Source organism: Pseudomonas sp. GV047, assembly GCF_003058245.1.
GTDB classification, from domain to species: domain Bacteria; phylum Pseudomonadota; class Gammaproteobacteria; order Pseudomonadales; family Pseudomonadaceae; genus Aquipseudomonas; species Aquipseudomonas marginalis.
The window spans coordinates 92,661-118,409 of the sequence record NZ_QCWA01000013.1 but is presented as its reverse complement, the minus strand read 5'-3'; the positions used below and the strand labels follow the sequence as shown (position 1 = coordinate 118,409).

The following is a 25,749-nucleotide window of genomic DNA, read 5'->3' as shown; positions in this document are numbered from 1 at the left end:
CTTGGATAACGCCCCGATAGCGTGCAAACCGTGTTAACTGACGTTCGGCAGCCGCCAGCGGTGCCGTTTCGGGTGCCGTTGGCGATGGTTTACGCTAGAATGCACGGCCTCAAAGCACACCCCTTCCCGAGGCTGTCCCGAAGATGTTGATCCTGCGCGGCGCTCCTGCCCTTTCTGCCTTTCGCCACAGCAAACTCCTTGAACAACTGAGCCAGAAGGTTCCAGCGGTTACAGGCCTGTATGCTGAATTTGCTCACTTCGCCGACGTTACCGGCGTCTTGACCGCCGACGAACAGCAAGTGCTCGCACGCCTTCTGAAGTACGGCCCAAGCGTTCCCGTTCAAGAGCCGACCGGCCGCTTGTTCCTGGTTCTGCCACGGTTCGGCACCATCTCGCCCTGGTCGAGCAAGGCCAGCGATATCGCCCGCAACTGCGGCCTGGAGAAGATCCAGCGCCTGGAGCGTGGTATCGCGTTCTACGTCGAAGGTGGGGTCAGCGACGCCGAGGCCGAGCTGATCGCCAGCAGCCTGCACGACCGCATGACCCAGATCATCGTCAGCCAACTGGAACAGGCTGCCGGCCTGTTCAGCCACGCCGAACCCAAGCCGCTGACCGCGATTGACGTGCTGGGCGGTGGCCGCGCTGCGCTGGAGAAGGCCAACACCGAGCTGGGCCTGGCCCTGGCCGAAGACGAGATCGACTACCTGGTCAACGCCTTCACCGGCTTGAAGCGCAACCCCCACGACATCGAACTGATGATGTTCGCCCAGGCCAACTCCGAGCACTGCCGTCACAAGATCTTCAACGCCAGTTGGGACATCGACGGCGAGAGCCAGGAAAAAAGCCTGTTCGGCATGATCAAGAACACCTACGTGATGCACAGCGAAGGCGTTCTGTCGGCGTATAAGGACAACGCCTCGGTGATCGTCGGCTCGGTTGCCGGCCGTTTCTTCCCGGACCCTGAAACCCGCCAGTACGGCGCGGTGCAGGAGCCGGTGCACATCCTGATGAAGGTCGAGACCCACAACCACCCGACCGCGATTGCCCCGTTCCCGGGCGCAGCCACCGGTTCCGGCGGCGAGATCCGCGACGAAGGTGCCACCGGCCGTGGCGCCAAGCCAAAGGCCGGCCTGACCGGTTTCACCGTGTCCAACCTGCAGATCCCGGGCTTCGAACAGCCATGGGAAGTGCCGTACGGCAAGCCTGAGCGCATCGTGACGGCGCTGGACATCATGATCGAAGGCCCGCTGGGCGGCGCCGCGTTCAACAACGAATTCGGGCGTCCGGCGCTGACCGGTTATTTCCGTACTTTCGAACAGTCCATCACCACCCCCCGTGGCGATGAAGTGCGCGGCTACCACAAGCCAATCATGCTGGCTGGCGGCATGGGCAACATCCGTGAAGAACACGTCAAGAAAGGCGAGATCCTGGTCGGCTCCAAGCTGATCGTGCTCGGCGGCCCGGCAATGCTGATCGGCCTCGGCGGCGGCGCGGCTTCCTCCATGGCCACCGGCACCAGCTCGGCAGACCTCGACTTCGCTTCCGTACAGCGCGAAAACCCTGAGATGGAACGCCGCTGCCAGGAAGTCATCGACCGTTGCTGGCAGTTGGGTGACAAGAACCCCATCAGCTTTATCCACGACGTCGGCGCCGGCGGTTTGTCCAACGCCTTCCCGGAGCTGGTCAACGATGGCGACCGCGGTGGCCGCTTCGAACTGCGCAACATTCCAAACGACGAGCCGGGCATGGCCCCGCACGAAATCTGGAGCAACGAATCCCAGGAACGTTACGTACTGGCGGTCGGCCCTGAAGACTTCGCGCGCTTCCAGGCCATCTGCGAACGCGAGCGTTGCCCGTTTGCCGTGGTCGGCGAAGCCACTGCCGAGCCGCAACTGACGGTCACCGACAGCCACTTCGGCAACAGCCCGGTGGACATGCCCCTCGAAGTGCTGCTGGGCAAGGCCCCGCGCATGCACCGTTCGGCGGTACGTGAAACCGAGCTGGGCGATGATTTCGACCCAAGCGCCCTGGACCTGGCCGACAGCATCGAACGTGTGCTGCACCACCCGGCCGTGGCGAGCAAAAGCTTCCTGATCACCATCGGCGACCGCACCATCACCGGCCTGGTGGCCCGTGACCAGATGGTCGGCCCATGGCAGGTGCCGGTGGCCGACGTTGCCGTCACCGCCACCAGCTTCGACGTCTACACCGGTGAAGCCATGGCCATGGGCGAGCGTACGCCGCTGGCCCTGCTGGACGCCCCTGCGTCGGGCCGCATGGCCATTGGTGAAACCCTCACCAACATTGCCGCGTCGCGCATCGGCAAGCTGTCCGACATCAAATTGTCGGCCAACTGGATGTCCGCTGCCGGTCACCCCGGTGAAGATGCGCGTCTGTACGACACCGTAAAAGCGGTCGGCATGGAGCTGTGCCCGGAACTGGGCATCACCATTCCGGTGGGCAAGGACTCCATGTCCATGGCCACCCGTTGGAACGATGAAGGCGTGGACAAGAGCGTCACCTCGCCGCTGTCGCTGATCGTCACCGGCTTTGCGCCGGTCACCGACATCCGCCAGACCCTGACCCCGCAACTGCGCATGGACAAGGGCACCACCGACCTGATCCTGATCGACCTCGGCCGTGGCCAGAACCGCATGGGCGCCTCGATCCTCGCGCAAACCCACGGCAAGCTTGGCAAACAGGCGCCGGACGTGGATGACGCCGAAGACCTGAAAGCCTTCTTCGCCGTGATCCAGGGCCTCAACGCCGACGGCCACCTGCTGGCTTACCACGACCGTTCCGACGGTGGCCTGCTGACCAGCGTGGTCGAGATGGCCTTCGCCGGTCACTGCGGCCTGAACATCGTGCTCGACAGCGTTGCCGAGGACGCCTCTGAAATCAACGGCATCCTCTTCAACGAAGAGTTGGGTGCAGTGATCCAGGTTCGCCAGGACGCAACCCCGGACGTACTCGCACAGTTCAGCGCCGCTGGCCTGGACGACTGCGTGGCGGTGATCGGCCAGCCGATCAACAACGGCGAGATCAACATCTCGTTCAACGGCGACACCGTGTTTGCCGGCCAGCGCCGCTTGCTGCAACGCCAGTGGGCCGAGACCAGCTACCAGATCCAACGCCTGCGTGACAACGCCGACTGCGCCGAGCAGGAATTCGACGTGATCCTGGAAGAAGACAACCCGGGCCTGAGCACCAAGCTCAGCTTCGACGTCAACCAGGACATCGCCGCGCCGTACATCAAGAAAGGCATCCGCCCACAGGTTGCCGTGCTGCGTGAGCAGGGCGTCAACGGCCAGGTGGAAATGGCGGCCGCGTTCGACCGCGCCGGCTTCAATGCGATCGACGTGCACATGAGCGACATCCTCGCCGGTCGCGTTGACCTCAATGAGTTCAAGGGCCTGGTGGCCTGCGGTGGTTTCTCCTACGGCGACGTATTGGGTGCAGGCGAAGGCTGGGCCAAGTCGGCCCTGTTCAACAGCCGTGCCCGCGACGCGTTCCAGGGCTTCTTCGAGCGCAACGACAGCTTCACCCTGGGTGTGTGCAACGGTTGCCAGATGATGTCCAACCTCCACGAGCTGATCCCGGGGAGCGAGTTCTGGCCGCACTTCGTGCGTAACCGCTCGGAGCAGTTCGAAGCCCGCGTCGCCATGGTGCAGGTGCAGGAATCCAACTCGATCTTCCTGCAAGGCATGGCCGGTTCGCGCATGCCGATCGCCATCGCCCACGGTGAAGGCCATGCCGAGTTCGAAAGCGAAGAAGCCTTGCTCGAAGCCGATCTGTCCGGCTGCGTGGCCATGCGTTTCGTCGACAACCACGGCAAGGTCACCGAAAGCTACCCGGCCAACCCGAACGGCTCGCCGCGCGGGATCACCGGCCTCACCAGCCGCGACGGTCGCGTGACCATCATGATGCCGCACCCGGAGCGCGTGTTCCGCGCCGTGCAGAACTCGTGGCGCCCGGAAGAGTGGAACGAAGACGGCGCGTGGATGCGCATGTTCCGCAACGCCCGCGTGTGGGTGAACTAAGGCGGTGTACAAGCTTGCCTTCTTTGTGCCCGACAGCCATGTGGAGACGGTGAAAGCCGCCGTCTTCGCCGCTGGCGGCGGGCGCATCGGCGACTACGACAGCTGCGCCTGGCAAGTGCTGGGCCAGGGCCAGTTTCGCGCGTTGGACGGCAGCCAGCCGTTTATCGGGCAGGTTGGCCAGGTTGAGGTGGTTGAAGAATGGAAGGTCGAGCTGGTGGTGACCGATGCGTTGATCAACGCAGTGGTCGCCGCGTTGAAGCTCAGCCACCCCTATGAGACACCGGCTTATGAAGTGTGGTCGTTGGCGGATTTCTGATCCGCCCGCTGTAGAAACAAGAAACCCGCTGGGCCAGTTTGGCCAGCGGGTTTTTTTGTGGGTGCTCATGAACCCGGTGTCAAAGCCTCAATGGCTCAGGGCGCGGGGGTCAACCCGACTTCTGCCTTCAATGCACTGATCAACATGTTTTCGTAGCTGAACCGCTTGCCCTGCATCGGCTCCCAGCGGTCGACATAAAACAGGCCATTGTGGTCGACCTTGATCGGCGTCGACACGATTTCCCCGGTGCGCGAACGATGCAGCAGGATGTTCTGCGAGGGCGACGGGCGTTCGATCAGGAACAGGCCGGGCCGGCTCAGGCGTGTCCTGTCCACCGCTACGAAGGGCGCCGGGGCTTTGGTGCCGGCAACCCCGGCGTCGAGGATCAAGTCGCTGCGCAAGGCCCTGGTGTAAGGGCTGATGCCTTCGGAAACGGTCTCCCAGGCCCCCGCTCGAATGTTCCGGGCCAGGGCCGGGGCGGTGTCCCGCACATGCAGGCTGACCGCGCCCTGGAGTTCCGCGAGGCCAGGCACGCTCAGGTGGGTGTTGGTGTGCGCGCTGCCCACGAAGGCCACCCACTTGTGGGGCCCGTGTGCGGCCTGGTCGGCGTCGATGACCTTGGAGGCGAAGTAACTGAACAGCTGGTTGCGTGAGACATCCGCGTCCCCCAACCCCTTGATGTGGTAACTGGCGGTGCAGTCCAGGGCGCGAATGCGCATGCCGTGCCTTGCCGCGATCTGGATCACTTCGGTATAGGTATCGCTGCCTTTGTAGCCCGGCATATGGCCCCGATCCAGCTGGGTGAGGTAGCGCTTGAGGTTGTCCGGCAGCCGTTGGGTCTGCAGAAAAATATCCAGCTCGTGCTGGTGCAAATCGGTCAGCAGGTGCTCCACGTACAGCGTCTTGAACTCCAGGTCCTTGAGCTTTCCCATGTAATCGCGCAGCAAGCGTTTGCTCGATTGCGCGTTATGCCCTTCACCGATCACCAGCCCCGAAAACTCGCTGTGACGGATTTTCTCCAGCAATGCCTCGGGGGTGTTCGGCAGGCCCAGGACGGATGGCTCGGGCCGGGCTGGCGGCACGTGGCTGGCCAGGTACGTGTCGGCATCCGCACTCAGGCGCGCGCGGGTATCCACAAACGCCCTGAAGGCTTCCTGATGCTCCGGATTCTGCGGGAAGTAGCGCGTGTCCAGGCCATGCCGTGTGCTGGTCTGTCGGACGATGCTATCCCGGAGCGGGACGGCAATGTCGTACTCGCTGTAATGCGCGGCGGCCGCAGGCGCAGTACTGGGCGATGCTGCCGGTTCGGGGGCTTTGTACGGGGTGCGCATGGCCAATCGGTAATCGCCCCTGGCCAGCGCTTCACCCGCCACGGGGGTGTCGATCCACACGCCCACGGGTTGGTCCGTACCCACATCCACCACGCGCAGCGCGACCGCGTCCTGCAGGTCCGCCAGGCCAGGCGTTTGCTCGAAAGTACGCAGCCGGGAATGATCCACCAGGGCCACCCAGCGTTCATCCTGCTCGTCGAGGGCATCGGCCTGAATGGCTTTGTGGGAGTAATAGTTTCTGATGCTGTTGCCGCGTGGCGTCGTCGGTGGGGTGTCGCCCATTTGCAGGGCGTCGTCCAGCAAGTACGAGGTTGAGGCATCCAGGGCCTTGATCTTCACGCCCTTTTCCTGAGCCTTGCGTACCAGGGCGACGTAGGAGTACTCGGCGTTCTCGGCCAAGCCAAAGGCTTTGTCGACGGTCTTCAGGTGCCGCTCGATGTGCTGCCAGGATTTTCCGCTGTTGAGCTTCTCCAGTTTTGGACGAAACACATCACCGGGCAGGTACTCGATATAAAGGTGTTTGAAACCCTTGCTGATCAACGCGTCCATGTGTGTGACCAGCAACTGTTTACTGGCAATGGAGCCGGGTACCGCGCCAATGACCAGGTTCTTGTTACCGCTGAAGGCATCGCTGGCGATCAGTTGTGCAAACGACGTGCTGGCGTCCAGGGCCGGAAGCTCGGCGCGGGCCGGCAACGGGTCAAGGGTCTTGAAAAAGTCCTGGGCGTCGGTGGCCAGGCGTTCGGCCTGTTGCAGGTAAGCGATGCGAAGGGATTTGAGTTCAATGGCGGCGCTTCCCAGGATCACGTCTTGCGAGCCGAAATCCCACTCCGACCGCAGCAGTATCCCGGTGCGCACATCCGGGTCGAGCACCAGTTCCAGTTTGTTGGCGTACTTTGCCGGCATCTCATAAGGCTTGAGCGGCTCCGGTGTGTCGGGCAATTTTTCATACTTGGGCGCGCCACCGGTGACGCCGGTGCGGCGCCAGACGCCTTGTGCATCGGGCGCGGCCACGCGAGTCGTGGAGATCAGTTTGCCGGTAGGCGGATCGAGTCGGTACAACAAATAACGTCCGATCGGGTCCGGGGTGTTCTTCGCCCAAAGCAACTCGCCATCGAACAACACCGCCTGCATGTCTGCCGGCGCCAGTGCCGGGGGTTGCAGGGGATGCACCAGTTTCAGGGCCTCGCTGGCCGCGGTGGCGCTCTGGGCGGCCTCGCGCAGGGCCGGTGTTGCCAGCTGTTTAAGGGAAACCAATGCCGGACGCAGGTCGGTGAATGCCGCGCCGGCGCTGTTCAGTACATAACCGATCAGGTGTGCCACGGCGGCGCTCGTGTCGCCTTGTTGATAGGCGTTCAGGGCCAGCATGCCGTCCTTGAACGCCAGCAGCATGCCCAGGCTCAGGCTGACGATGGGAAACGGTGCGGTAGCAATGGCGGTGACCCATTCCACGCAGGTCCAGAGGATGCCCGTGATCATCTGGGTGCGATTGGCCGTGGTGCCTTCAACGTCGTCGATCCTGCGCTGCAGCTTCATGTCGTACAGCGCCTGGCGCAAATCCAGCAGGGGCGGCTGGGCGCGGGTTGCGTCATAGCGTGCCGGGCTGGTGTCGGTTTTGTTCAGGTCCTCGGGCAACTGCGCCTTGGCGGTCTCCAGAAAGGTGCGCACGTTGGCCTGGGATTGGGCGCCGACCCGCAGGGTGAAATAGGCGACCATGCCGGGCACCTTTTTCAACAGGTAGTTGAACTGCCTGGCCTCGCGAAAGCTGATGCCATCCGGTGCGTTGGGGGTGTAGAGCAGCGTCGGAAAATCAGCATGGCTGAAGAGGAAAGTGCCCATCACCCATTCGCCATTGATCAGCAGGCGATGAATGGCGTAGGTGCCGCGTGTGTCGGTGGCCGTTTCATCCATGCTGGCGATACTGCGTTCCAGCCAGGTCCAATCGACCCCGGCGATGTGGCCCTCGAGCCGGCACTCCAGGGCGGCGTTCTGCATCTGGCGCTGGGTGATGCTCAGCGTTGCATTGCGCCGCAGGTCATAGTCCGCGCTGCCGACATTCAGCAATCGGGTCCGCACCTCGCTGATGTAGCGCGCGCCGACCCAGGTGCCGGTGACCGAGCGGGCGACTTTTTCCGCGGTCAACGCGCTCAGGTCAATCCCCTTGGGGCCTTTGAATTGGGCGGCGCGGGAGAACTTCTCGTCGAGGAACCCCACACCGTCGGCATAACCGTCGCGGTACAGCTGGGTATAGGTCAGGGGCGGCGGGGTCAATGAGCCGAGCAGCGCCGGCGGTGAAAATGCCCAGACGGTGTCGGGGTCGACATCGTTCTGAGGCCGTCCCAGCAGCAGGTTCAGGCGTTTTTTTGCCTGTTCATGCAGGTAGTCGGCGAAGCTGGGAAACTGCGCGTCAGACAGCGGAAAGTCCTGGTAGGTGAGCAACGCGCCTTCGCTGTCCTCGGCCAGTTTCAACAGCTTGCGGCGGTTGTCGGCGTGGGTGGAGCGGTACCAGTTCGGGGTGCTGAACTCGTAATCGTCGACGCGGCTCGCCAGCACATGGGCGGACATGGCCTTGAGGCAGTCGGCATGGCTGCCGACGTTGCCAAAGCTGATCTCTTGGTACTCGCGGTCTTGAACCTTGAAGCTCAAGCCGCTCAACACCCGCTTCATCGCTGCGCGAAAACGCAGGGCGACCCGCTTGATCAGGTAGTCGGTCAGGGTGCCAGGCGGATGTTTTTCACCGTTGTCCAGGCTCCAGCCGAGGATGTGCTGCTGGCACGCAAGCTCAGTGTCGAAGGCCTGGAATTGCTGCTCCCGTGGTGCCTCGGGCGTGCACAGCAGCAGGCGGGTGACCGTGCCGCTGGCGTCGGTTTGGCGCAATACCCATATGTCCTGCAACTGGGCCGCATGCAGTGACAGGGTGGCGGCGCTCAGGCGCGCGTCGGTGCCCTGGCGCAGATTCTGCACCAACTGAAAGTCCTCTTCACTGAGATGACCCTGGAGCATGGCGGTATAGGCCAGCGCGTTGATCCGCTGGTCGAGCATCTGTTCGATCGCGCGGCTGAGCGCAGGCTTGGCATGCATCTGCTGTTGCAACTCACCGAACTCGATACGCGGCTGCAGGGTGGTCAATACCTGTGCCAGCCAGGCGTGGGTCAGGTCCTGATAGGCCGGCGGCAGCGGTGCCTCGTGGTAGGTCAGCGTGGTTTTGTTCAGGAAGTCCGAACCCGGCTCGGCATCACCGGCCTGCAGCCCGCGCAGGGCCAGGTCAACCAGATTGCGGTCGTGTTCGTATTCACCGATGGGGTCGACGTAGCGCCGGGTGTTGACCAGCAGGTGTTCCGGCGCCAGGTCGTGGATGTCCAGCTCATCGCTCAAGCGTTCAAGCAGTCGATAGCGGGCCAGGGCCTCAGGGGTAGCGACCGGGCCCAGCACGTCGAGCAGATCCTGGCGCGCCGCGTTATAGCTCGCCAGGTGAGCGGCGAGCGCGGCCCGCCGCGGTTCGCTGGCGCTGCGATACCAGTCCCGTGCGCTGTGGCGCAGGTGACGCTCCAGCAGGCGTCGGCTGCGCCATTGCAGACGTGCTTCTAAGTCCGGCAAGGCCGCCGCGATGGCCTGGTCCAGGGCGTCGATCAGCACAGCGGCCTCGTGGGCCGGATTGTCTACCAGGCTCAAGGCGCGCTCGATGTCCTCGGTGCGCTTGTCGAGCAGGGCGTTGTAGGTGTGTTCGAACAGCGGTTTGTCGGTGATCGGCGTCAGTTGCAGCGGCCAGATGGCACCGGGCGTCACATCGCGATAACGCACGGGCAACAGTGCCATGAAGTCGCGTCGCTGCCCGGCATCCTCCAGGCCCTGGAGCACGTGCGTATTGAGTTGTGTCAGCGAGCCGAATGCCTCGATCCCGCGCGAAGGCGTGAACAGCATCACTTCCCCTACCGGCACAGCGCTCAGGTCGGTGACCACGGGGCGGGACGTTTCAGTCAGCACAAAGGCGCCGGCCAGCTCCACCGTCAGCTCCTGGTAACGAAAGCTCAGCGCATACAGGCCTGGGCGCAACGTGGCGCCCAGCGGTACACGCGCAAGCATGGCCTGTTGCTGCGGATGCAGCAGGCGGTCCTGGGTACTGACCGCCGTTTCATTGGCCAGGGCGGTGTAGCCGGCTTCAAAGGTCATGAAGGATTTGCGCGGCTTGCCGTCAATTTGCTCGTTGCGATCGAGTGCCAGCAGATAGGTATTCAAGCTGGACTTGAGTGCTTCGACTCGAGTGAGCAGATCGCCCTGGGTGATGTCCTGATAGAGCGCGCGGCTCTTGGCCAGGAACTGCTGGCGGTAACGCTTCAGGATGCCGTTGGTTTTTTCCAGGTAGGCCAGTTCGGTAGACGGTGTGTGTTCGGGCACCAGCGGCTTTTCGATCTGGAGCAGGTGGTGCCCGATCTGATTGAGGTGGCCTTTGATACCTTCAAAGGTCTGGGATGTTGTGCTCACAGGTACGCTCTCCATGCGGGGGTAAGAACCTTGAGCATGCGCAGGCGGGCCATTGGCAGGGAGGTAGATAATTAGTTTTTTGATTGGTGGGAATGAATCTACCCGACTGCGACCTGCATGTTTCCTACAACCCTTTCAGGTTGTCCCTAGGAACTCACCTCACTAACCTTCGCCAGTCGCTGCTTATTCAGCGACCGGGACTGCAAGCCCGCCGAAACCTCACCAGTTAGTCACAAGCGCCTTTATAATTGCGGCGCTTTTTCATGGTCATCCTATGGTGGCTGTGTGCGGGAGACCTTCGGGTCTACCGAGATTTACTGGTGATTCTCGGTCTTGCAGGCCTGCACACAGCTGCCACCCATCAACTGCAAGTGATGCTGGTAGCGCTTACTTCACACCAGAGGTTTACCATGATCAAAGACAGTCCAAATCCCCCATCCGCCTCTCAACCCACCGACCAACTCTTCACCGTACTTCCCCATCTGAACAGCGAAACCTTGCTTGCCAATGCATCCCAGGACCTGGCGTCCGTGCAGGCGCTTGCGGCCCATCTGGCGTTTGGCATCGACGGCTCGCAGCGTGATGCGGTGCTGGGGATTCACCGGATGGTGGAGGGGATCCAGTTGATGGTGGATCGAGTGCTGGATTTATCCGAGGTGCCTGCGCAGCAGTAATTCGGCGCCGATGAGGCCCATTCGCGAGCAAGCCGCTCCCACATTTTGATCGGTGCCCGACTTGGCAATACGATCAAATGTGGGAGCGGGCTTGCTCGCGATTGGCCAGTACGGTCACCGCAGCTCTATACCCCGGCGCCTACCTCACGACCACCAACCAAGCGCTCCAATGCTTCTCCCAACCCCGACGCCTGGTCACCCATCAACAGGTGCCAGACCCCGCTATCCAACTGGCGCACACCCTGGCAACCCAACGCCGTCAGTTGCGCTTCGGACACCACCGAATCATCGCCCAACTCCACTCGCAGCCGGGTCATCGCCACCGCTTCCAGCTGGCGCACATTGCCTCGACCGCCCAGTGCGGCCAGCCATTGTTCGGCTTCCTGCACATTCACCGCAGCCGGCTTATCCACAGGCGCAGGCATTACGGGAGCGAGGGCCGCAAACCCTGGCATCGCCAACCGAATCTCATCGGCAATGCTGTCCGCCAGCGGCCCGACCACCACCTGCAAACTGCCGCCATTGCCGGGGCGAACCACGGCCATGGCGCCCAGGGCTTTCAACTCGGCATCCATGGCCTTGTTGCGGTCGACCATGTCCAACCGCAGGCGCGTGGTGCAGGCGCCCACACTGAGCAAATTGGCCGCACCGCCCAAGGCCCGGATATAAGCCGTGGCGCGCTGGTTATCAGTCATCGCTTCAGCCTGTGCCACCTGGATATCCTCACGGCCCGGGGTCTTCAGGTTGAAGCGGCGGATGCAGTAGCTGAACACGCTGTAGTAGATCGCCGCGTATGCCAGGCCCACCGGGACTACCAGCCAGCCATTGGTGGATTTGCCCCAGCCCAGCACCATGTCGATAAACCCACCGGAGAAGGTAAAGCCCAGGTGGATATTCAGCAGATTGGTCACCGCCATCGACAGGCCGGTGAGCAGTGCATGGATCAGGTACAGGAACGGCGCGAGGAACATGAAGGCGAATTCGATCGGCTCGGTCACCCCGGTGAGGAACGACGTCAGGGCCATCGACAGGAAAATCCCGCCCATCACCTTGCGCCGCTCCGGCAGGGCGTTGCGGTACATCGCCAGGCAGGCGGCGGGCAGGCCGAACAGCATCACCGGGAACATGCCGGTCATGAACTGGCCGCCTTTGGGGTCGCCGGCAAAATAGCGGGTCAGGTCGCCGGTGACGACGGCACCGGTGACGGGGTCGGTGAAGGTACCGAACACAAACCACGCCATATTGTTGAGGATATGGTGCAAACCGGTGACGATCAGCAGGCGGTTGAACACGCCAAATACGAACGCGCCGAAGCTGCCGCTCTCCATCAGCAATACGCCGAAGCTGTTGATACCGTGCTGGATCGGAGGCCAGATCAGGCCAAAGATCACTCCCAATGCAACGGCCGAGAACCCGGTGACAATCGGCACAAACCGCCGCCCGCCGAAGAACGCCAGGTATTCCGGCAGCTTGATGTCCTTGAAGCGGTTATACAGCGCACCGGCCATCAGGCCGCTGGCGATACCGGCGAGCATGCCCATGTTGATGCTGCTGTCCATCACCTTGAGGGTGGAGATCATCACCAGGTAACCAATCGCCCCGGCCAGTCCCGCCGTGCCGTTATTGTCACGGGCAAAGCCCACGGCGATGCCGATGGCGAAGATCAGTGCCAGGTTGGCGAAAATCGCCTGCCCGGCGTCGTGCATCACCGCGATGTTCAACAGGTCGGTGTCACCCAATCGCAGCAGCAGGCCGGCAATCGGCAGGATGGCGATGGGCAGCATCAGCGCGCGGCCCAGGCGTTGCAGGCCTTCGATGAGTAATTGGTGCATGGCGGGTCTCCTTTTTCTTGTTGTTGTCAGCTCAGCGGCCAGTGGTGTTGACAGGCTTGGCGAACCGCCCTGGCGCTGCTCAGGTCAAGCAGGCCAAGGCTCAGTTGCCGGCATTGCGCCGCGTCCAAGTGACGGACGCGGTCCTTGATTTCTGCGATCTGCGGCGGGCTCACCGACAGTTCGCTGACTCCCAGGCCGATCAACACCGGCGTGGCCAACGGGTCGGACGCCAGGGCGCCGCACACGCCGACCCAACGTCCGTGTTTCGCCGCGCCGGCGCAGGTCTGGGCGATCAGCCGCAACAGCGCCGGGTGCAGGGCATCGACACGCGCGGCGAGGCCCGCATGGTCGCGGTCCATGGCCAGGGTGTACTGGGACAGGTCGTTGGTGCCGATGGACAGGAAGTCCGCGTGCTCGGCCAATTGTTCGGCCATCAGCGCCGCAGCGGGCACTTCGATCATCACCCCCAGCTCGGGGCGCTGGCTCAGTTCCAGCTCTGCACACAACTCATCCAGGCGCTGGCGAATCTGCAGCAGTTCGTCGACTTCGCTGACCATCGGCAGCAGGATGCGGCAGCGCGCCAACGGGGAGACTTGCAGCAGCGCCCGCAGTTGCTGGTCGAGCAGTTCTGGACGTACCTGGGCCATGCGGATGCCGCGCAGGCCCAACACCGGGTTGGCTTCGGCGGGCAGCGGCAGGTAGTCGAGCTGCTTGTCGCCACCGACATCGATGGTGCGGATGATCACCGACTTGTCGCCCATGGCGTCCAGCACGGCTTGATAAGCGTGGCATTGTTCCTGTTCATCTGGCGCGGTGCGGCGGTCGACGAAGAGGAACTCGGTCCGCAGCAGGCCGACGCCGTCGGCGCCGTTTTCAAAGGCCACCTGGGCCTCGGCGCTGGAGGCGACATTGGCGGCCACTTCGATGTTCACGCCATCGCGGGTTTGCGCCGGTTGTTGGGCCTGGGCCTGTTGCTGCCGACGACGCAGTGTCTGCGCGTCGCGGATCCGGTGGACTTCGGCATGACGCGCCTCGCTGGGGGCCAGTTCCAGGCGGCCGTTGCCGGCGTCGAGCACCACGCGCTGGCCGTGCGGCACATCGAGTACCTCAGCGCCCAACGCGACGACACATGGCAAGCCTTTGCCCCGCGCCAGGATGGCGACATGGGACGTGGCGCCGCCTTCGGCCATGCAGATCCCGGCAGCCTGTTGCGCACTCAGGTGCAGCAAATCCGAAGGAGTCAGTTCATGGGCGCTGACAATCGCTCCCGCAGGCAATTCGAAATGCCAGGCTTCACCCAACAGTGCGCGCAGGACCCGTTGCTGCAGGTCGCGCAGGTCGTTGGCGCGTTCGGCGAACAGCGGCTTGCCCAGGGCCAGCAATACCGCGCACTGCGCCTGGATCGCATCGCGCCAGGCGTGGGTCGCGGCGCTGCCGTGTTCGATGGCGTCGGCGGCGGCTTCCAGCAGGGCGGGGTCTTCGAGCAGGGCCAGGTGGGCGGCGAAGATCTCTTCTTCTTCGACGGCCTTGCGTTGGCGCGCCTGGTCCAGGGTGCTGCGGATTTCACCGCGCACCTGCTCCAGGGCTGCGTCCAGGCGTTGCAGTTGTTCGTCAGTGACGTGATGGCCGGGGTCCGACGGCAACTCGATACCGGCCAGCCGAAACAACGGCCCGCAGACCAGGCCCGGTGCCGCGCACACGCCCTGCAACACATCAACTTCCGTCGTTGCCCGGCGCGGCATGGCGACGACCGGTGCGTGGTGTTCTGCCTTGACGGCGGCGGACAAGGCCGCGACCAGCGCCTGCAGCGCGGCCTCGGCGTCCTTGCCGCGACAGCTCACGCGCACCTCGTCGCCTTCGCCAATGCCCAGCCCCATCAGGCCGATCAGGCTGTCGCAGGCGGCCGACCTGGCGCCGAAGTGCACCTGCGCCTGGCTGCTGAAACCCTGGGCGGTCTTGCGGATCAACGCCGCCGGCCGCGCGTGCAGGCCGCCACGGTGAGTCACGCGCACGCTGGCGCTGGCTTCGGCGACGGCGTTATCCACCGCCGCTTGCTGCGCTGCGTTCGCACGCGGCACAACCTGCACCAGGGGGTCGCCCAGCCTGACGGTTTTCGCGGCCAGCGGGCGCAGTTCAAAGTGTTCGCCATTGGTGAGGATGATCAGGCTGACCAGGCTTTTGCACTGGCGGGCGATACGGTCCAGGTCAAAGCGCACCAGCGCCTGCCCATTGCTGACCCGGGCGCCGTCCTTGACCAGCAGGGCAAACCCTTCGCCGTTCAATTCGACCGTGTCGATGCCGATGTGCAGCAACACTTCGGCGCCGTTGTCGGCGCGTATCGTCAAGGCGTGGCCGGTGCGGGCGACATGGATGACCACACCATCGCACGGCGCATGCAGGCAATCGTTGAGCGGGTCGATAGCCATGCCGTCGCCCAGGGCGCCGCTGGCGAACACGTCGTCAGGCACGTTGCCCAGGGCCAGTAACGGCCCGCTGAGGGGGGCGTTGAGGGTCAGTTCATTATTGTTGTTGGGCATGGGCACGGTACTCATCAGGAAAGCGCGACTCAGTGAGTGCGGGTAACTTTGCTCAGGTGGCGCGGCTGGTCCGGGTCCATGCCTCGGGCGACGGACAGGCCGGCCGCCATGACATAGAAACTCTGGATCGCCAGGATCGGGTCCAGGCTCGGGTGTTCGGCGCGGCTCAGGGTCAAGTCGCGTTCGGCGATATCGTCCGGTGCTGCGAGCAGCACGCGGGCACCGCGTTGGCGCATATCGGCGGCCAGGCTCAACAGGCCGGCTTGCTCGGCACCCCGTGGTGCGAAGACCAGCAGCGGGTAGTCCGCGCCGATCAAGGCCATCGGCCCGTGGCGCACCTCGGCGCTGCTGAAGGCTTCGGCCTGGATCGCCGAGGTTTCCTTGAGCTTGAGCGCCGCTTCCTGGGCGATGGCAAAACCGGCGCCCCGGCCGATCACCATGAGTTGCTGGCAGCCGCGCAGCGCCTCGATTGCGTGGGTCCAGTCCTGCCTGGCGGCTTCACGCAGGCCTTCGGGCAGGGCCTGGCAGGCTTGCAGCAAGTCGGGCTCCTGGTTCCAGTGGCCGATCAACAGCGCGCTGGCGCTGAGGGTGGCGATAAAGCTCTTGGTCGCGGCCACGCTGAGTTCCGGCCCGGCGCACAGGGGCACATGGAATTCGCAGGCGGCTTCCAGCGGCGAGTCTTCGGCGTTGACCAGCGAGATGCTCAAGGCGCCACGCTTGCGCAACAGGCGCAGGCTGTTGACCAGGTCCGGGCTCTGCCCCGACTGGGAGAAACCGAACGCTACCTGGCCGCTGACTTTCATGGGTGCTTGCAACAAGGTCACCACCGACATCGGCAACGACGCCACCGGGATGCCGACATGCTGCATGGCCAGGTAGGCGAAGTAGCTGGCGGCGTGGTCCGAGCTGCCCCGCGCAATGGTCATCGCCACTTGCGGCGGCTGGCGGCGCAGGCGGCCGGCGACTTCTTCCAGCCGTGGGCCCAGGCGTTGCAGTTGCGCCGCGACGGCGTCACCGGAGGCCAAGGCCTCTTCAAGCATTTTTGAAGACAATGGTTTCTCCTTCGACCATGACGTCGGTGAGGTGCAGGGAGCGGTCCAGGCGCACGCAGTCGGCAAAGCTGCCGGGTTGCAGGCGACCGCGTTGTTCCAGGCCCAGGTAGTCCGCCGGAAATTGCGACAGGCGTTGTGAGGCTTCGCTGATGGGCAGGCCGATCTTCACCAGGTTGCGCAGCGCCTGATCCATGGTCAGGGTGCTGCCGGCCAGGGTGCCGTCGGCCAGGCGCACGCCGCCCAGGCATTTGGTCACGGTGTGGCTGCCCAGCTTGTACTCGCCGTCGGGCATGCCGGCGGCGGCGGTGGAATCGGTGACGCAGTACAGGCACGGGATCGCGCGCAGGGCCACGCGCATGGCGCCGGGGTGCACGTGGAGCAGATCCGGGATCAGCTCGGCGTACTTGGCGTGGGCCAGTGCCGCGCCGACGATGCCGGGTTCGCGGTGATGCAACGGACTCATGGCGTTGTACAAATGGGTGAAGCTGGTGGCGCCGGCGGCGAGGGCGGCGACGCCTTCTTCATAGCTGCCCAGGGTGTGGCCGATCTGCATGCGCACGCCGCGTTCGCTGAGGGCGCGGATCAGGGCGTCGTGGCCGGCGATTTCCGGGGCGATGGTGATCACCCGGATCGGCGCCAGGCGCAGGTAGGCTTCGACTTCGGCCATCAAGGCGGTGTGGGCGAAGTTGGGCTGCGCGCCGAGTTTTCCCGGGTTGATGTAGGGGCCTTCCAGGTGCACGCCGAGTACCCGGGCGCTGCCCGTAGGACGCTGCTCGCAGAAGCGCCCGAGTTGGCCGAGCACGCTGGAGATTTCATCCACCGGCGCGGTCATGGTGGTGGCCAACAGCGACGTCGTACCAAAACGCACATGGGTGCGGGTGATGGTCTCGAAAGCGTCGGCGCCTTCCATGATGTCTTTACCGCCGCCGCCGTGGACGTGCAGGTCGATAAAACCCGGCAGCAGGTAGGGCAAGTCGTTTTCAGCCGGGTCGCAAGGTTCGCCCTCGATGGCGATGACCTTGCCGTGCTGGTGCACCAGGCGGCCGCGCATCCAGCCGTGGGGCGTGAGGATATTGTCTTCGGACATGGGCAGTTCTCTAAGGCCGCAACTCGGCGGCAAAGTCATAACGGCGAAGCTCTGCGACAAAGTCGTAGTAGTCGTTGCGGCAGTAGGTGTCGGTGATTTCGATCGGCGTGTTGTCGGCGGTGTAGCCGACCCGGGTCATCAGCAGCATGGCGGTGCCGGGGGCGATGCCCACCAGCCTGGCGAATTCGTCCGAGGCGTTGATCGCCTGGATGTGTTGCAGGGCGCGAACGATGGGTTTGCCGATGCCTTCCAGGTATTCGTACAGCGAATGGCCGATGGCTTGCGGCTGCGGCAGTACCGAGGCGGGCATGGCGGTCATCTCGATGGCCATCACGGTGTCATCGGCCTTACGCAGGCGTTTGAGACGCGCCACCTTGTCGGTCGGCGACAGGCACAGGCGGATCAGTTCTTCGTGGGTCGGCGGGGTGATCTCGCGCTCGAGCCATTGGGAGCTGGGCACAAAGCCCTTGAGGCGCAACATCTCGCTGAACCCCGACAAGCGCGACAGCGGCTGTTCCAGGCGTGGCGTGATAAAGGTGCCGGAGCCCTGGCTGCGGCGGATCAGGCCTTGGGCGAATAACACTTCCAACGCTTTACGGGCGGTGACCCGCGAAATGCTCAGCTGTTCGCTGAGGGCGCGCTCCGAGGGCAGGGCCTGTTCGGATTTCCACTGGCCGGCATGGATCGCCGCTTCGAGGTTGCGGGCCAATTGCAGGTACAGCGGCGTGGATTGCTTGTCGTCGGGACGCAGCGTCAGGATGGGGTTCATCTATGAAGTTTCCGATGCGGTTATTGGAGTGTTGTCGCCCGGTATTGGCCGGAAGCTAATACCACTTAAATACCATGTCAATGCCGCTAAAACGGTGCAAGTACCGGTTTCAGGGCGCCTTAATGGTGCCTGGTATCAAGTGGTATTAGAGAGGTCTTTATCGCGCGCAGAAATGCGCAGCCCGCGCGGTGAACTGGTATTCACCGGCAGGCGTGGGAGGGGGAGGGAAATATTTTTAATTAAATTACGAACGGTCGAAGATTTACGGGCGGATCTCGATCAGCGTGCCGTCCTTGACCAGGTTCCAGACTTCGCGCATGTCGACGTTGCGCATGCCGATGCAGCCGTCGGTCCAGTCCAGGGTGTGGAACCACTGCTCCGGGTACTCTTCGGTGTCGGGCGTGCCGTGGATCATGATCATGCTGCCGGGCTTCACCCCTTCGCGGCGGGCGCGGGCGGCATCGCTGATATTCGGGTAGGAGATGTGCATGGACAGGTAGTAGCGGTCGCTGGTCTTGCGCCAGTCGATCCAGTACAGGCCTTCCGGCGTGCGGCGGTCGCCCTCGATCAGCTTGTGGCCCTTGGGGTTCTTGCCCAGGGAAATCCGATAGGTCTTGAGGGGCTTGCCGTCGTTGATCAACTGCAATTGGTGGGCGGACTTGAGCACCAGGACTTTTTCGACCGTCTTGCCGCCCAGGGTTTCCACGGTAGAGGCCGGCGAAAGCGTGGCGAACGACAGGCAGATCAGAGCAAGCAACCAACGCATTAAAACGGTATCCCTGTGGCGACGAGCTGCCGAATGGTTATTGGGCGGGCTTGGAAAGAGGTGGCACGGCTTCGCTGCGCACCGGGAACGACTGCTGGCGGCGGTCAGCGAAAAAGTATTCTAGGGTACGCCCGACCGTGCGGAAAGCCAGCTCGGACCAAGGGATGTCCGCCTCGTCGAACAGCTGCACTTCGAGGCTTTCGGGGCCTGCGGCGAAGTCCAGGTCGACCAGTTCGGCGCGGTAGAAGATATGCACCTGGCTGATGTGCGGCACATCGATCAGGGTGTAGAGGCTCAGGTTGCGCACCCGGGCGCAGGCCTCTTCCAGGGTTTCGCGCATGGCGGCCTGTTCCACGGTCTCGCCGTTCTCCATGAAGCCTGCGGGCAGGGTCCAGTAACCCAGGCGCGGCTCGATGGCGCGGCGGCACAGCAGCACTTTATCGCCCCATACCGGCAGGGTGCCGGCGACGATATTGGGGTTCTGATAGTGAATGGTCGAGCAGTGATCACACACGAAACGCAGGCGGGCGTCGCCTTCGGGAATGCGCTGGGTAACCGGTTTACCGCACTGGCTGCAGAAATTCATGCTGGGGTTCCTGGAAAGTGCGTCTATCTTGGCTTGGCTGGCAGGGCCCTGCAAGTTGTCGTTTAGCGACATGCTCCGGGTTTTGGGGTTGGGCGCCCGGCGGCTTTGGTGCATGATGCAAGGTAGCCAACAGACCGAGATGACTCATGCTGGACGAGCTACTTCGCCGGGTAAGCAATCACACCCCCCACACGCTGGAAACCGACGGGCGTTTCCCCGAGGCCGCGGTGCTGGTGCCGATTACCCGCAGTGACGAACCTGAGCTGATCCTGACCCTGCGCGCCAGCGGCCTGTCGACCCATGGTGGCGAAGTGGCCTTTCCCGGCGGGCGCCGCGACCCCGAAGACCCGGACCTGATCTTCACCGCCCTGCGTGAAGCCGAAGAAGAAATCGGCCTGCCCCCCGGCCTGGTGGAGGTCATCGGCCCGCTGAGTCCGTTGATCTCCCTGCACGGCATCCGGGTCACGCCCTATGTGGGGGTGATCCCCGACTATGTCGAATACCTGGCCAACGATGCCGAGATTGCCGCCGTCTTCAGCGTGCCTTTGGATTTTTTCCGACAGGACCCGCGCGAACATACCCACCGCATCGATTACCAGGGCCGCAGTTGGTACGTGCCCAGTTATCGCTTCGGCGAATACAAGATCTGGGGCCTGACGGCAATCATGATCGTCGAGTTGATCAACCTGCTTTATGACGACGCCCAGATCAGCCTGCACCAGCCGCCCAAGAGCTTCATCAATACCTAAGCCGTCGTTTGAACGGCCAGCCGTGAGGGAACAGCATGAAATACCGTCTGGGCGATGCCCGCGTCGAGACCCATCCGCACAGCTGGGTGGCGCCGAATGCCACGCTGGTGGGCAAGGTCAAGCTGGAGGAGGGCGCCAATGTCTGGTTCAACGCGGTGCTGCGTGGCGACAACGAGCTGATCCTGATCGGCAAGAACAGCAACGTGCAGGACGGCAGCGTGATGCACACCGACATGGGCTACCCGCTGACCCTGGGCACCGGCGTGACCATCGGCCATAACGCCATGCTGCATGGCTGCACGGTCGACGATTACAGCCTGATCGGTATCAATGCGGTGATCCTCAACGGCGCCAAGATCGGCAAGCACTGCATCATCGGCGCCAACTCGTTGATCGGTGAAGGCAAGGAAATCCCCGATGGTTCCCTGGTGATGGGCTCGCCGGGCAAAGTGGTGCGTGAATTGACCGACGCACAGAAGCGGATGCTGGAAGCCAGCGCTGCGCACTATGTGCATAACGCCCAGCGTTACGCGCGGGATCTGGCAGAGCAGGAAGAATGAGTGCAGTTGAACGACCTGTCGCATCGCCCTGCGTGAGTATTTGTGCGCTGGATGATGACGATATCTGCACCGGCTGCCAGCGCACCGTGGATGAGATTACGCGTTGGAGCCGCATGGACAACGCCGAGCGCCGGGTGGTGTTGGGTTTGTGTCATGAGCGGGCGGTGGCGGGTGGGTTGGTGTTTATGGCTTCTGGTAAATCCGGCGCCTGATGGATCGCCATCGGGGGCAAGCCCCCTCCCACATTTTGACCGCATTCCTACAGATTAAACGCGGTTAAGTGTGGGAGGGGGCTTGCCCCCGATGAGGTCCGCCCAGACGACATATTTCCAAATGTGAAGTACCCTGTGCCCCTTGTTCACAGGTCCCTCGCCCCATGCTCTTCCTGATCGCCTACATCAGCAGCGTCGTGCTGATCAACTTCGCCTTCTCCACCGCCCCGCACCTGGACGTCATCTGGTCGGCTTGGGGCGGCCTGGTGTTTATCCTGCGCGACATGGTGCAGACCCGCTTCGGCCATGGGGCGATCATCGCCATGCTGGCGGCGCTGGCATTGTCGTATATCACCTCCGATCCCTCCATCGCCCTGGCCAGCGCCACGGCATTCGCGGTGTCCGAGTGCATCGACTGGCTGGTGTTCAGCATCACCAAGCGCCCGCTCCACGACCGCCTGTGGATAAGTTCGGCGCTGAGCATTCCCCTTGATACCTTTATCTTCTTCGGCCTGATCGGTGCGCTCACCCCTGCCGTGGTGGGCACTGCCTTGGCGTCGAAGTTCGCCGGGGTCACGGTGGTGTGGCTGATCATGGCCTGGCGCATCCGCAAGCGGGCCGTCGCCAACTGAGGCCAATTTTTACAGTTCATGTAAAATGCCGGCCTTTCTCCCCATGATCCGCTCCCCTGAGGACCTGAGATGACCCGAATCGGAACTCCATTGTCGCCAACCGCGACCCGCGTTTTGCTGTGTGGCTGCGGTGAGCTGGGCAAGGAAGTGGTGATTGAACTGCAACGCCTGGGCGTTGAAGTGATTGCCGTGGATCGCTACGCCAGCGCGCCGGCCATGCAGGTTGCCCATCGCAGCCATGTGATCAACATGCTCGACGGTGCCGCCCTGCGTGCGGTGATCGAAGCGGAAAAACCGCACTTCATCGTGCCGGAAATCGAAGCCATCGCCACCGCCACCCTGGTGGAGCTGGAGGCCGAAGGCTTCACGGTGATCCCGACCGCCCGCGCCACGTCGCTGACCATGAACCGTGAGGGCATCCGTCGCCTGGCCGCCGAAGAGCTGGACCTGCCGACCTCGCCGTACCACTTCGCCGACACCTTCGAAGACTACAGCAAGGCCGTCCAGGACCTGGGCTTCCCCTGCGTGGTCAAGCCGGTGATGAGCTCGTCGGGCAAGGGCCAGAGCCTGCTGCGCAGCGTCGACGACGTGCAGAAAGCCTGGGACTACGCCCAGGAAGGCGGGCGTGCCGGTAAAGGCCGGGTGATCATCGAAGGCTTTATCGACTTCGACTACGAAATCACCCTGCTGACCGTGCGTCACATCGGCGGCACCACCTTCTGCGCGCCGGTCGGCCACCGTCAGGAGAAGGGCGACTACCAGGAATCCTGGCAGCCGCAAGCCATGAGCCCGGTTGCCCTGGCCGAGTCCGAGCGCGTGGCCAAGGCAGTGACCGAGGCGTTGGGCGGTCGTGGCCTGTTTGGCGTGGAGCTGTTCATCAAAGGCGATCAGGTGTGGTTCAGCGAAGTGTCGCCGCGCCCCCATGACACCGGCCTGGTGACCCTGATTTCCCAGGACCTGTCACAGTTTGCCCTGCATGCGCGCGCCATCCTCGGCCTGCCGATCCCGTTGATCCGTCAGTTCGGGCCTTCGGCTTCGGCGGTGATTCTGGTGGAAGGGCAGTCGACCCAGACCGCATTCGCCAACCTCGGCGCGGCCTTGAGTGAGCCGGACACGGCGTTGCGTCTGTTTGGCAAGCCAGAAGTGAATGGCCAGCGCCGCATGGGCGTGGCGTTGGCGCGGGATGAGTCGATTGAAGCGGCTCGTGCCAAGGCGACCCGTGCTTCCCAAGCGGTTGTGGTAGAGCTCTAAAAGCATCGGGAGCAAGCCCCCTCCCACACTCGAATGTGGGAGGGGGCCTGCCCCGATAGCTGTTTATCCGGCAACCCTGTTCAAATCATTATCCCGCGTCTCTTTCAGGCACAGCACCGCAATCAAGCTGAGCAACGCCGCCGCCGACACATACCCACCGACATAACTCAGCCCACCCATCGCCACCAGCTTGGTTGCGAAGAACGGTGCGGCCGAAGCACCCACGATCCCACCCAGGTTATACGCCGCCGAAGCCCCGGTATAACGCACGCGAGTCGGGAACAATTCCGGCAACAGCGCACCCATCGGCGCGAAGGTCACCCCCATCAGGAACAGCTCCAGGGCCAAAAACAGCGCTACGGCCCAGGTCGAACCGTGGGTCAGCAATGGCTCCATGGTGAAGCCCGACAGAATCGCCAGGACCGCGCCGACGATCAGCACCGGTTTGCGCCCGTAGCGATCACTGGCCAAGGCCGCCAACGGTGTGGCCAGGCCCATGAACAGCACTGCAAAGCACAGCAACCCCAGGAACGTCTCGCGGCTGTAGCCCAGGGTCGAAACGCCGTAGCTCAGGGAAAAGGCCGTGGTGATGTAGAACAGCGCGTAGCACACCACCATCGACGCGGCGCCCAGCAGGACCGGCAACCAATGCTGGCTGAACAGCTCCACCAGCGGCACTTTCACCGGGGCTTCCTTCGCCACGGCATTGGCGAACACCGGGGTTTCATGCAGCTTCAGGCGCGCATACAGGCCGACCATCACCAAGGCTGCGCTGAGGATGAACGGGATGCGCCAGCCCCAACTGCGGAACTGCTCGTCATTCAGGCTCATCGCCAGGATCAGGAACAAGCCGTTGGCCGCCAGGAACCCGATCGATGGGCCCAGTTGCGGGAACATGCCGAACCAGGCGCGCTTGCCTTTCGGTGCGTTCTCGGTGGCCAGCAACGCTGCACCGCCCCATTCCCCGCCTAGCCCCAGGCCTTGGCCGAAGCGCAGCACACACAACAGGATAGGTGCCCAGGCACCGATGCTGTCATAACCGGGCAGCAGGCCGATCAGCGTGGTGCACACGCCCATCAGCAGCAGCGAGGCCACCAGGGTCGACTTGCGGCCGATGCGGTCGCCGAAGTGGCCGAACAGCGCCGAGCCCAGAGGGCGGGCGATAAAGGCGATACCGAAGGTCAGGAACGACGCCAGCATCTGCGCGGTACCGGAAGTCTGCGGAAAGAACACCGGCCCGATCACCAGCGCGGCAGCCGTGGCATAGATATAGAAGTCGTAGAACTCGATGGCGGTGCCGACGATGCTCGCGGTGGCGACACGTGCGGTCGAGTTGGTCGGGGCGGCGGTCGCGGCCTCTTTATAGGTGGTGCTCATGGCGGTATCCCTGACGGTCATTGCGCGTTTGGACGCGGATTATTATTGGGTCGAACACCCTTGGATCAGGGTTGTGCGCGGGGCGGCTCGGGATGGGAGCGAACACCGGTCGGACATGGTAAAGCGGTGCCTGGACACGCTGAGTGCGGGTAGCACGCGGTCGGGCGGGGCTTGGGTAAGCCGCAGGGATTATAGGAAGGGGTTTGGAATTACAACAAGTGACTGGATTGCGGTTTATCAGGAAGTCATGCGGCCACAGGCATGTGGCTGGTATGCCAGATCAGCACCTTGCTGACGCGGTTATCCTCGGTCTCGAGGATTTCCAGGCGGTAGCGGCCGATCTTCAGGCACACCGCGCAATCCGGAATGGTTTCCAGGGCCTCGGTGACCAGGCCGTTGAGGGTCTTGGGGCCGTCGCTGGGCAGGTGCCAGCCCAGGCTCTTGTTCAATTCGCGGATCGACGCGGCGCCGTCGATGATATAGCGGCCATCGGGCTGCGCTTCGATATGCGGGTTGTCCGCACTTTGCTCGTTTTCGAATTCGCCGACGATTTCTTCGAGAATATCTTCCAGGGTGACGATACCCAGGACTTCGCCGTATTCATCCACCACCATGCCCAGGCGCCGCTGCTGCTTGTGGAAGTTCAGCAATTGCAGTTGCAGGGGCGTGCTTTCCGGGACGAAGTAGGGTTCGTAGGAGGCCTCGAGCAAGGCTTCCTTGGTCAGGCTGGCGTCCGGCAGCAGATGCTGGATCAGCCGGGTGTTCAGTACGGCCTCGACCTGGTTGATGTCACTGTGGAACACCGGCAGGCGAGTGCGCGGGGAGGTGCGCAGTTGCTCGATGATTTCTTCGATCGAGTCATCCAGGTTGATACCGTCCACTTCGCTGCGGGGCACCAGGATGTCATTGACGGTGATGTTGTCCAGGGCGTGGATGCCCGGCATGCCAGGGGTACGACTGTCGTCGGCCTCGGGTTGCGGTTCATCGTCGTGGTCGGGCTGTGGCTCGTCGCTGTTTTTCACCACGCCGGGCTTGCGGGCAAACGGGCGCAGCAGCAACAGGCTGATGCCATTGAGCAGCCAGGCGGCGGGATAGAGGATTTTCAATGGCACGCCCAGCAGCGTGTTGCCGAAGCCCAGCACCGCTTGCGGATGCCGGGTTGCCAGGGCGCGGGGCAGGTAGTCGGCCAGGATCAGCAGGACGGCGCAGGAGATCAGCCAGCCGAGCCACGGGCCGTTCTGTGCCCAGGCATAAATCGCCAGCAGGGTGCAGAGGATGACCACGGCCGCACGGCACAGGCTGTTGCACAGGATCAGGCTGTGGCGCGGGAAACTCAGGCGGGCGGCAGCCTTGTCGCCCTGGCGCGTACCGGGGCGCAAGGCCAGCAGGTGTTGTTGTGCGGCTTCGATGGCGGTAAACAGCGCCGCCCATAACACCAGCAAGGCGATTACCGCGAGCATCGGCCCCAGGGGCAAGTTGTCCATTTTGGCTGCCCG

General features: G+C 63.4%; 18 protein-coding genes. 8 read left to right on the top strand and 10 right to left on the bottom strand.

Annotated features, from left to right (window positions below; genetic code table 11):
* Positions 1-143 precede the first annotated feature (143 nt).
* Together purL and C8K58_RS26780 are read left to right on the top strand one after the other, a co-directional pair.
* Positions 144-4,040 carry a phosphoribosylformylglycinamidine synthase gene (purL, locus tag C8K58_RS26785; RefSeq protein WP_027605439.1) on the top strand — a complete coding sequence of 1,299 codons (3,897 nt, stop codon included), beginning with the start codon at positions 144-146 and terminating at the stop codon, positions 4,038-4,040.
* A gap of 4 nt (positions 4,041-4,044) precedes the next feature.
* A complete protein-coding gene (locus C8K58_RS26780; RefSeq protein ID WP_098478821.1) occupies positions 4,045-4,356 on the top strand; it encodes an NGG1p interacting factor NIF3 in 312 nt (103 codons plus the stop codon).
* Between the two features lie 95 nt (positions 4,357-4,451).
* Here C8K58_RS26780 and C8K58_RS26775 read toward each other — a convergent pair whose 3' ends face one another.
* A complete protein-coding gene (locus C8K58_RS26775) occupies positions 4,452-10,169 on the bottom strand; it encodes a membrane-targeted effector domain-containing toxin (protein ID WP_108574631.1) in 5,718 nt (1,905 codons plus the stop codon).
* A gap of 410 nt (positions 10,170-10,579) precedes the next feature.
* On the opposite strand from C8K58_RS26775, the gene C8K58_RS26770 reads away from it, so the two are divergent.
* Complete coding sequence (locus C8K58_RS26770) at positions 10,580-10,843, top strand: DUF6124 family protein (RefSeq protein WP_108574642.1); 264 nt, start codon at positions 10,580-10,582, stop codon at positions 10,841-10,843.
* 125 nt (positions 10,844-10,968) lie between these two features.
* Here the strand turns inward: C8K58_RS26770 and nagE are convergent, their stop codons facing one another.
* From nagE to C8K58_RS26735, 7 genes are all read right to left on the bottom strand, one after another.
* Positions 10,969-12,675 (bottom strand): N-acetylglucosamine-specific PTS transporter subunit IIBC, encoded by a 1,707-nt coding sequence (gene nagE, locus C8K58_RS26765; RefSeq protein WP_108574630.1) that lies wholly within the window; start codon positions 12,673-12,675, stop codon positions 10,969-10,971.
* A gap of 26 nt (positions 12,676-12,701) precedes the next feature.
* Positions 12,702-15,212: a phosphoenolpyruvate--protein phosphotransferase gene (gene ptsP, locus C8K58_RS26760; protein ID WP_108574629.1), complete on the bottom strand. Its 2,511-nt coding sequence runs from the start codon at positions 15,210-15,212 to the stop codon at positions 12,702-12,704.
* Positions 15,213-15,241: 29 nt separating this feature from the next.
* Positions 15,242-16,252, bottom strand: coding sequence for an SIS domain-containing protein (locus C8K58_RS26755; RefSeq protein ID WP_371914536.1), 1,011 nt, complete (start codon positions 16,250-16,252; stop codon positions 15,242-15,244).
* Entirely contained in the window at positions 16,245-17,351 is a 1,107-nt protein-coding gene (gene nagA / locus C8K58_RS26750) for an N-acetylglucosamine-6-phosphate deacetylase (protein ID WP_027605446.1), read from the bottom strand. Before nagA ends, C8K58_RS26755 begins: the two co-directional genes overlap by 8 nt.
* Positions 17,352-17,361: 10 nt before the next feature.
* A complete protein-coding gene (locus tag C8K58_RS26745) occupies positions 17,362-18,120 on the bottom strand; it encodes a GntR family transcriptional regulator (protein ID WP_027605447.1) in 759 nt (252 codons plus the stop codon).
* Between the two features lie 262 nt (positions 18,121-18,382).
* The gene (locus tag C8K58_RS26740; protein WP_027605448.1) at positions 18,383-18,886 is read right to left on the bottom strand and encodes a murein L,D-transpeptidase family protein; all 504 of its coding nucleotides are present in this window, start codon (positions 18,884-18,886) and stop codon (positions 18,383-18,385) included.
* Between the two features lie 37 nt (positions 18,887-18,923).
* The gene (locus C8K58_RS26735) at positions 18,924-19,472 is read right to left on the bottom strand and encodes an NUDIX hydrolase (protein WP_027605449.1); all 549 of its coding nucleotides are present in this window, start codon (positions 19,470-19,472) and stop codon (positions 18,924-18,926) included.
* 146 nt (positions 19,473-19,618) lie between these two features.
* On the opposite strand from C8K58_RS26735, the gene C8K58_RS26730 reads away from it, so the two are divergent.
* From C8K58_RS26730 to purT, 5 genes are all read left to right on the top strand, one after another.
* Complete coding sequence (locus C8K58_RS26730; protein WP_015885706.1) at positions 19,619-20,221, top strand: CoA pyrophosphatase; 603 nt, start codon at positions 19,619-19,621, stop codon at positions 20,219-20,221.
* Positions 20,222-20,256: 35 nt separating this feature from the next.
* Positions 20,257-20,781, top strand: coding sequence for a gamma carbonic anhydrase family protein (locus C8K58_RS26725; RefSeq protein ID WP_027605450.1), 525 nt, complete (start codon positions 20,257-20,259; stop codon positions 20,779-20,781).
* Positions 20,778-20,993, top strand: a complete 216-nt coding sequence (locus tag C8K58_RS26720; protein ID WP_027605451.1) for a DUF1289 domain-containing protein — start codon at positions 20,778-20,780, stop codon at positions 20,991-20,993. The genes C8K58_RS26725 and C8K58_RS26720 overlap by 4 nt, the downstream gene beginning before the upstream one ends.
* Positions 20,994-21,157: 164 nt before the next feature.
* On the top strand, positions 21,158-21,625 hold the full coding sequence (locus C8K58_RS26715) for a VUT family protein (RefSeq protein WP_027605452.1): 468 nt from the start codon (positions 21,158-21,160) through the stop codon (positions 21,623-21,625).
* Between the two features lie 69 nt (positions 21,626-21,694).
* Positions 21,695-22,876 carry a formate-dependent phosphoribosylglycinamide formyltransferase gene (gene purT / locus C8K58_RS26710; protein WP_027605453.1) on the top strand — a complete coding sequence of 394 codons (1,182 nt, stop codon included), beginning with the start codon at positions 21,695-21,697 and terminating at the stop codon, positions 22,874-22,876.
* A gap of 63 nt (positions 22,877-22,939) precedes the next feature.
* Here purT and C8K58_RS26705 read toward each other — a convergent pair whose 3' ends face one another.
* Together C8K58_RS26705 and C8K58_RS26700 are read right to left on the bottom strand one after the other, a co-directional pair.
* The gene (locus C8K58_RS26705; protein WP_027605454.1) at positions 22,940-24,253 is read right to left on the bottom strand and encodes an MFS transporter; all 1,314 of its coding nucleotides are present in this window, start codon (positions 24,251-24,253) and stop codon (positions 22,940-22,942) included.
* Positions 24,254-24,498: 245 nt separating this feature from the next.
* Entirely contained in the window at positions 24,499-25,737 is a 1,239-nt protein-coding gene (locus C8K58_RS26700) for a transporter associated domain-containing protein (RefSeq protein WP_027605455.1), read from the bottom strand.
* Between the last annotated feature and the right edge of the window lie 12 nt (positions 25,738-25,749).

Coding starts and splice junctions, on each gene's coding strand:
- C8K58_RS26745 (WP_027605447.1), bottom strand. CDS start 18,120: ATGAACCCCATCCTGACGCTGCGTCCCGACGACAAGCAATCCACGCCG.
- nagE (WP_108574630.1), bottom strand. CDS start 12,675: ATGCACCAATTACTCATCGAAGGCCTGCAACGCCTGGGCCGCGCGCTG.
- C8K58_RS26735 (WP_027605449.1), bottom strand. CDS start 19,472: ATGAATTTCTGCAGCCAGTGCGGTAAACCGGTTACCCAGCGCATTCCC.
- C8K58_RS26715 (WP_027605452.1), top strand. CDS start 21,158: ATGCTCTTCCTGATCGCCTACATCAGCAGCGTCGTGCTGATCAACTTC.
- C8K58_RS26705 (WP_027605454.1), bottom strand. CDS start 24,253: ATGAGCACCACCTATAAAGAGGCCGCGACCGCCGCCCCGACCAACTCG.
- C8K58_RS26730 (WP_015885706.1), top strand. CDS start 19,619: ATGCTGGACGAGCTACTTCGCCGGGTAAGCAATCACACCCCCCACACG.
- purL (WP_027605439.1), top strand. CDS start 144: ATGTTGATCCTGCGCGGCGCTCCTGCCCTTTCTGCCTTTCGCCACAGC.
- ptsP (WP_108574629.1), bottom strand. CDS start 15,212: ATGCCCAACAACAATAATGAACTGACCCTCAACGCCCCCCTCAGCGGG.
- C8K58_RS26770 (WP_108574642.1), top strand. CDS start 10,580: ATGATCAAAGACAGTCCAAATCCCCCATCCGCCTCTCAACCCACCGAC.
- C8K58_RS26700 (WP_027605455.1), bottom strand. CDS start 25,737: ATGGACAACTTGCCCCTGGGGCCGATGCTCGCGGTAATCGCCTTGCTG.
- purT (WP_027605453.1), top strand. CDS start 21,695: ATGACCCGAATCGGAACTCCATTGTCGCCAACCGCGACCCGCGTTTTG.
- C8K58_RS26725 (WP_027605450.1), top strand. CDS start 20,257: ATGAAATACCGTCTGGGCGATGCCCGCGTCGAGACCCATCCGCACAGC.
- nagA (WP_027605446.1), bottom strand. CDS start 17,351: ATGTCCGAAGACAATATCCTCACGCCCCACGGCTGGATGCGCGGCCGC.
- C8K58_RS26740 (WP_027605448.1), bottom strand. CDS start 18,886: ATGCGTTGGTTGCTTGCTCTGATCTGCCTGTCGTTCGCCACGCTTTCG.
- C8K58_RS26755 (WP_371914536.1), bottom strand. CDS start 16,252: ATGCTTGAAGAGGCCTTGGCCTCCGGTGACGCCGTCGCGGCGCAACTG.
- C8K58_RS26720 (WP_027605451.1), top strand. CDS start 20,778: ATGAGTGCAGTTGAACGACCTGTCGCATCGCCCTGCGTGAGTATTTGT.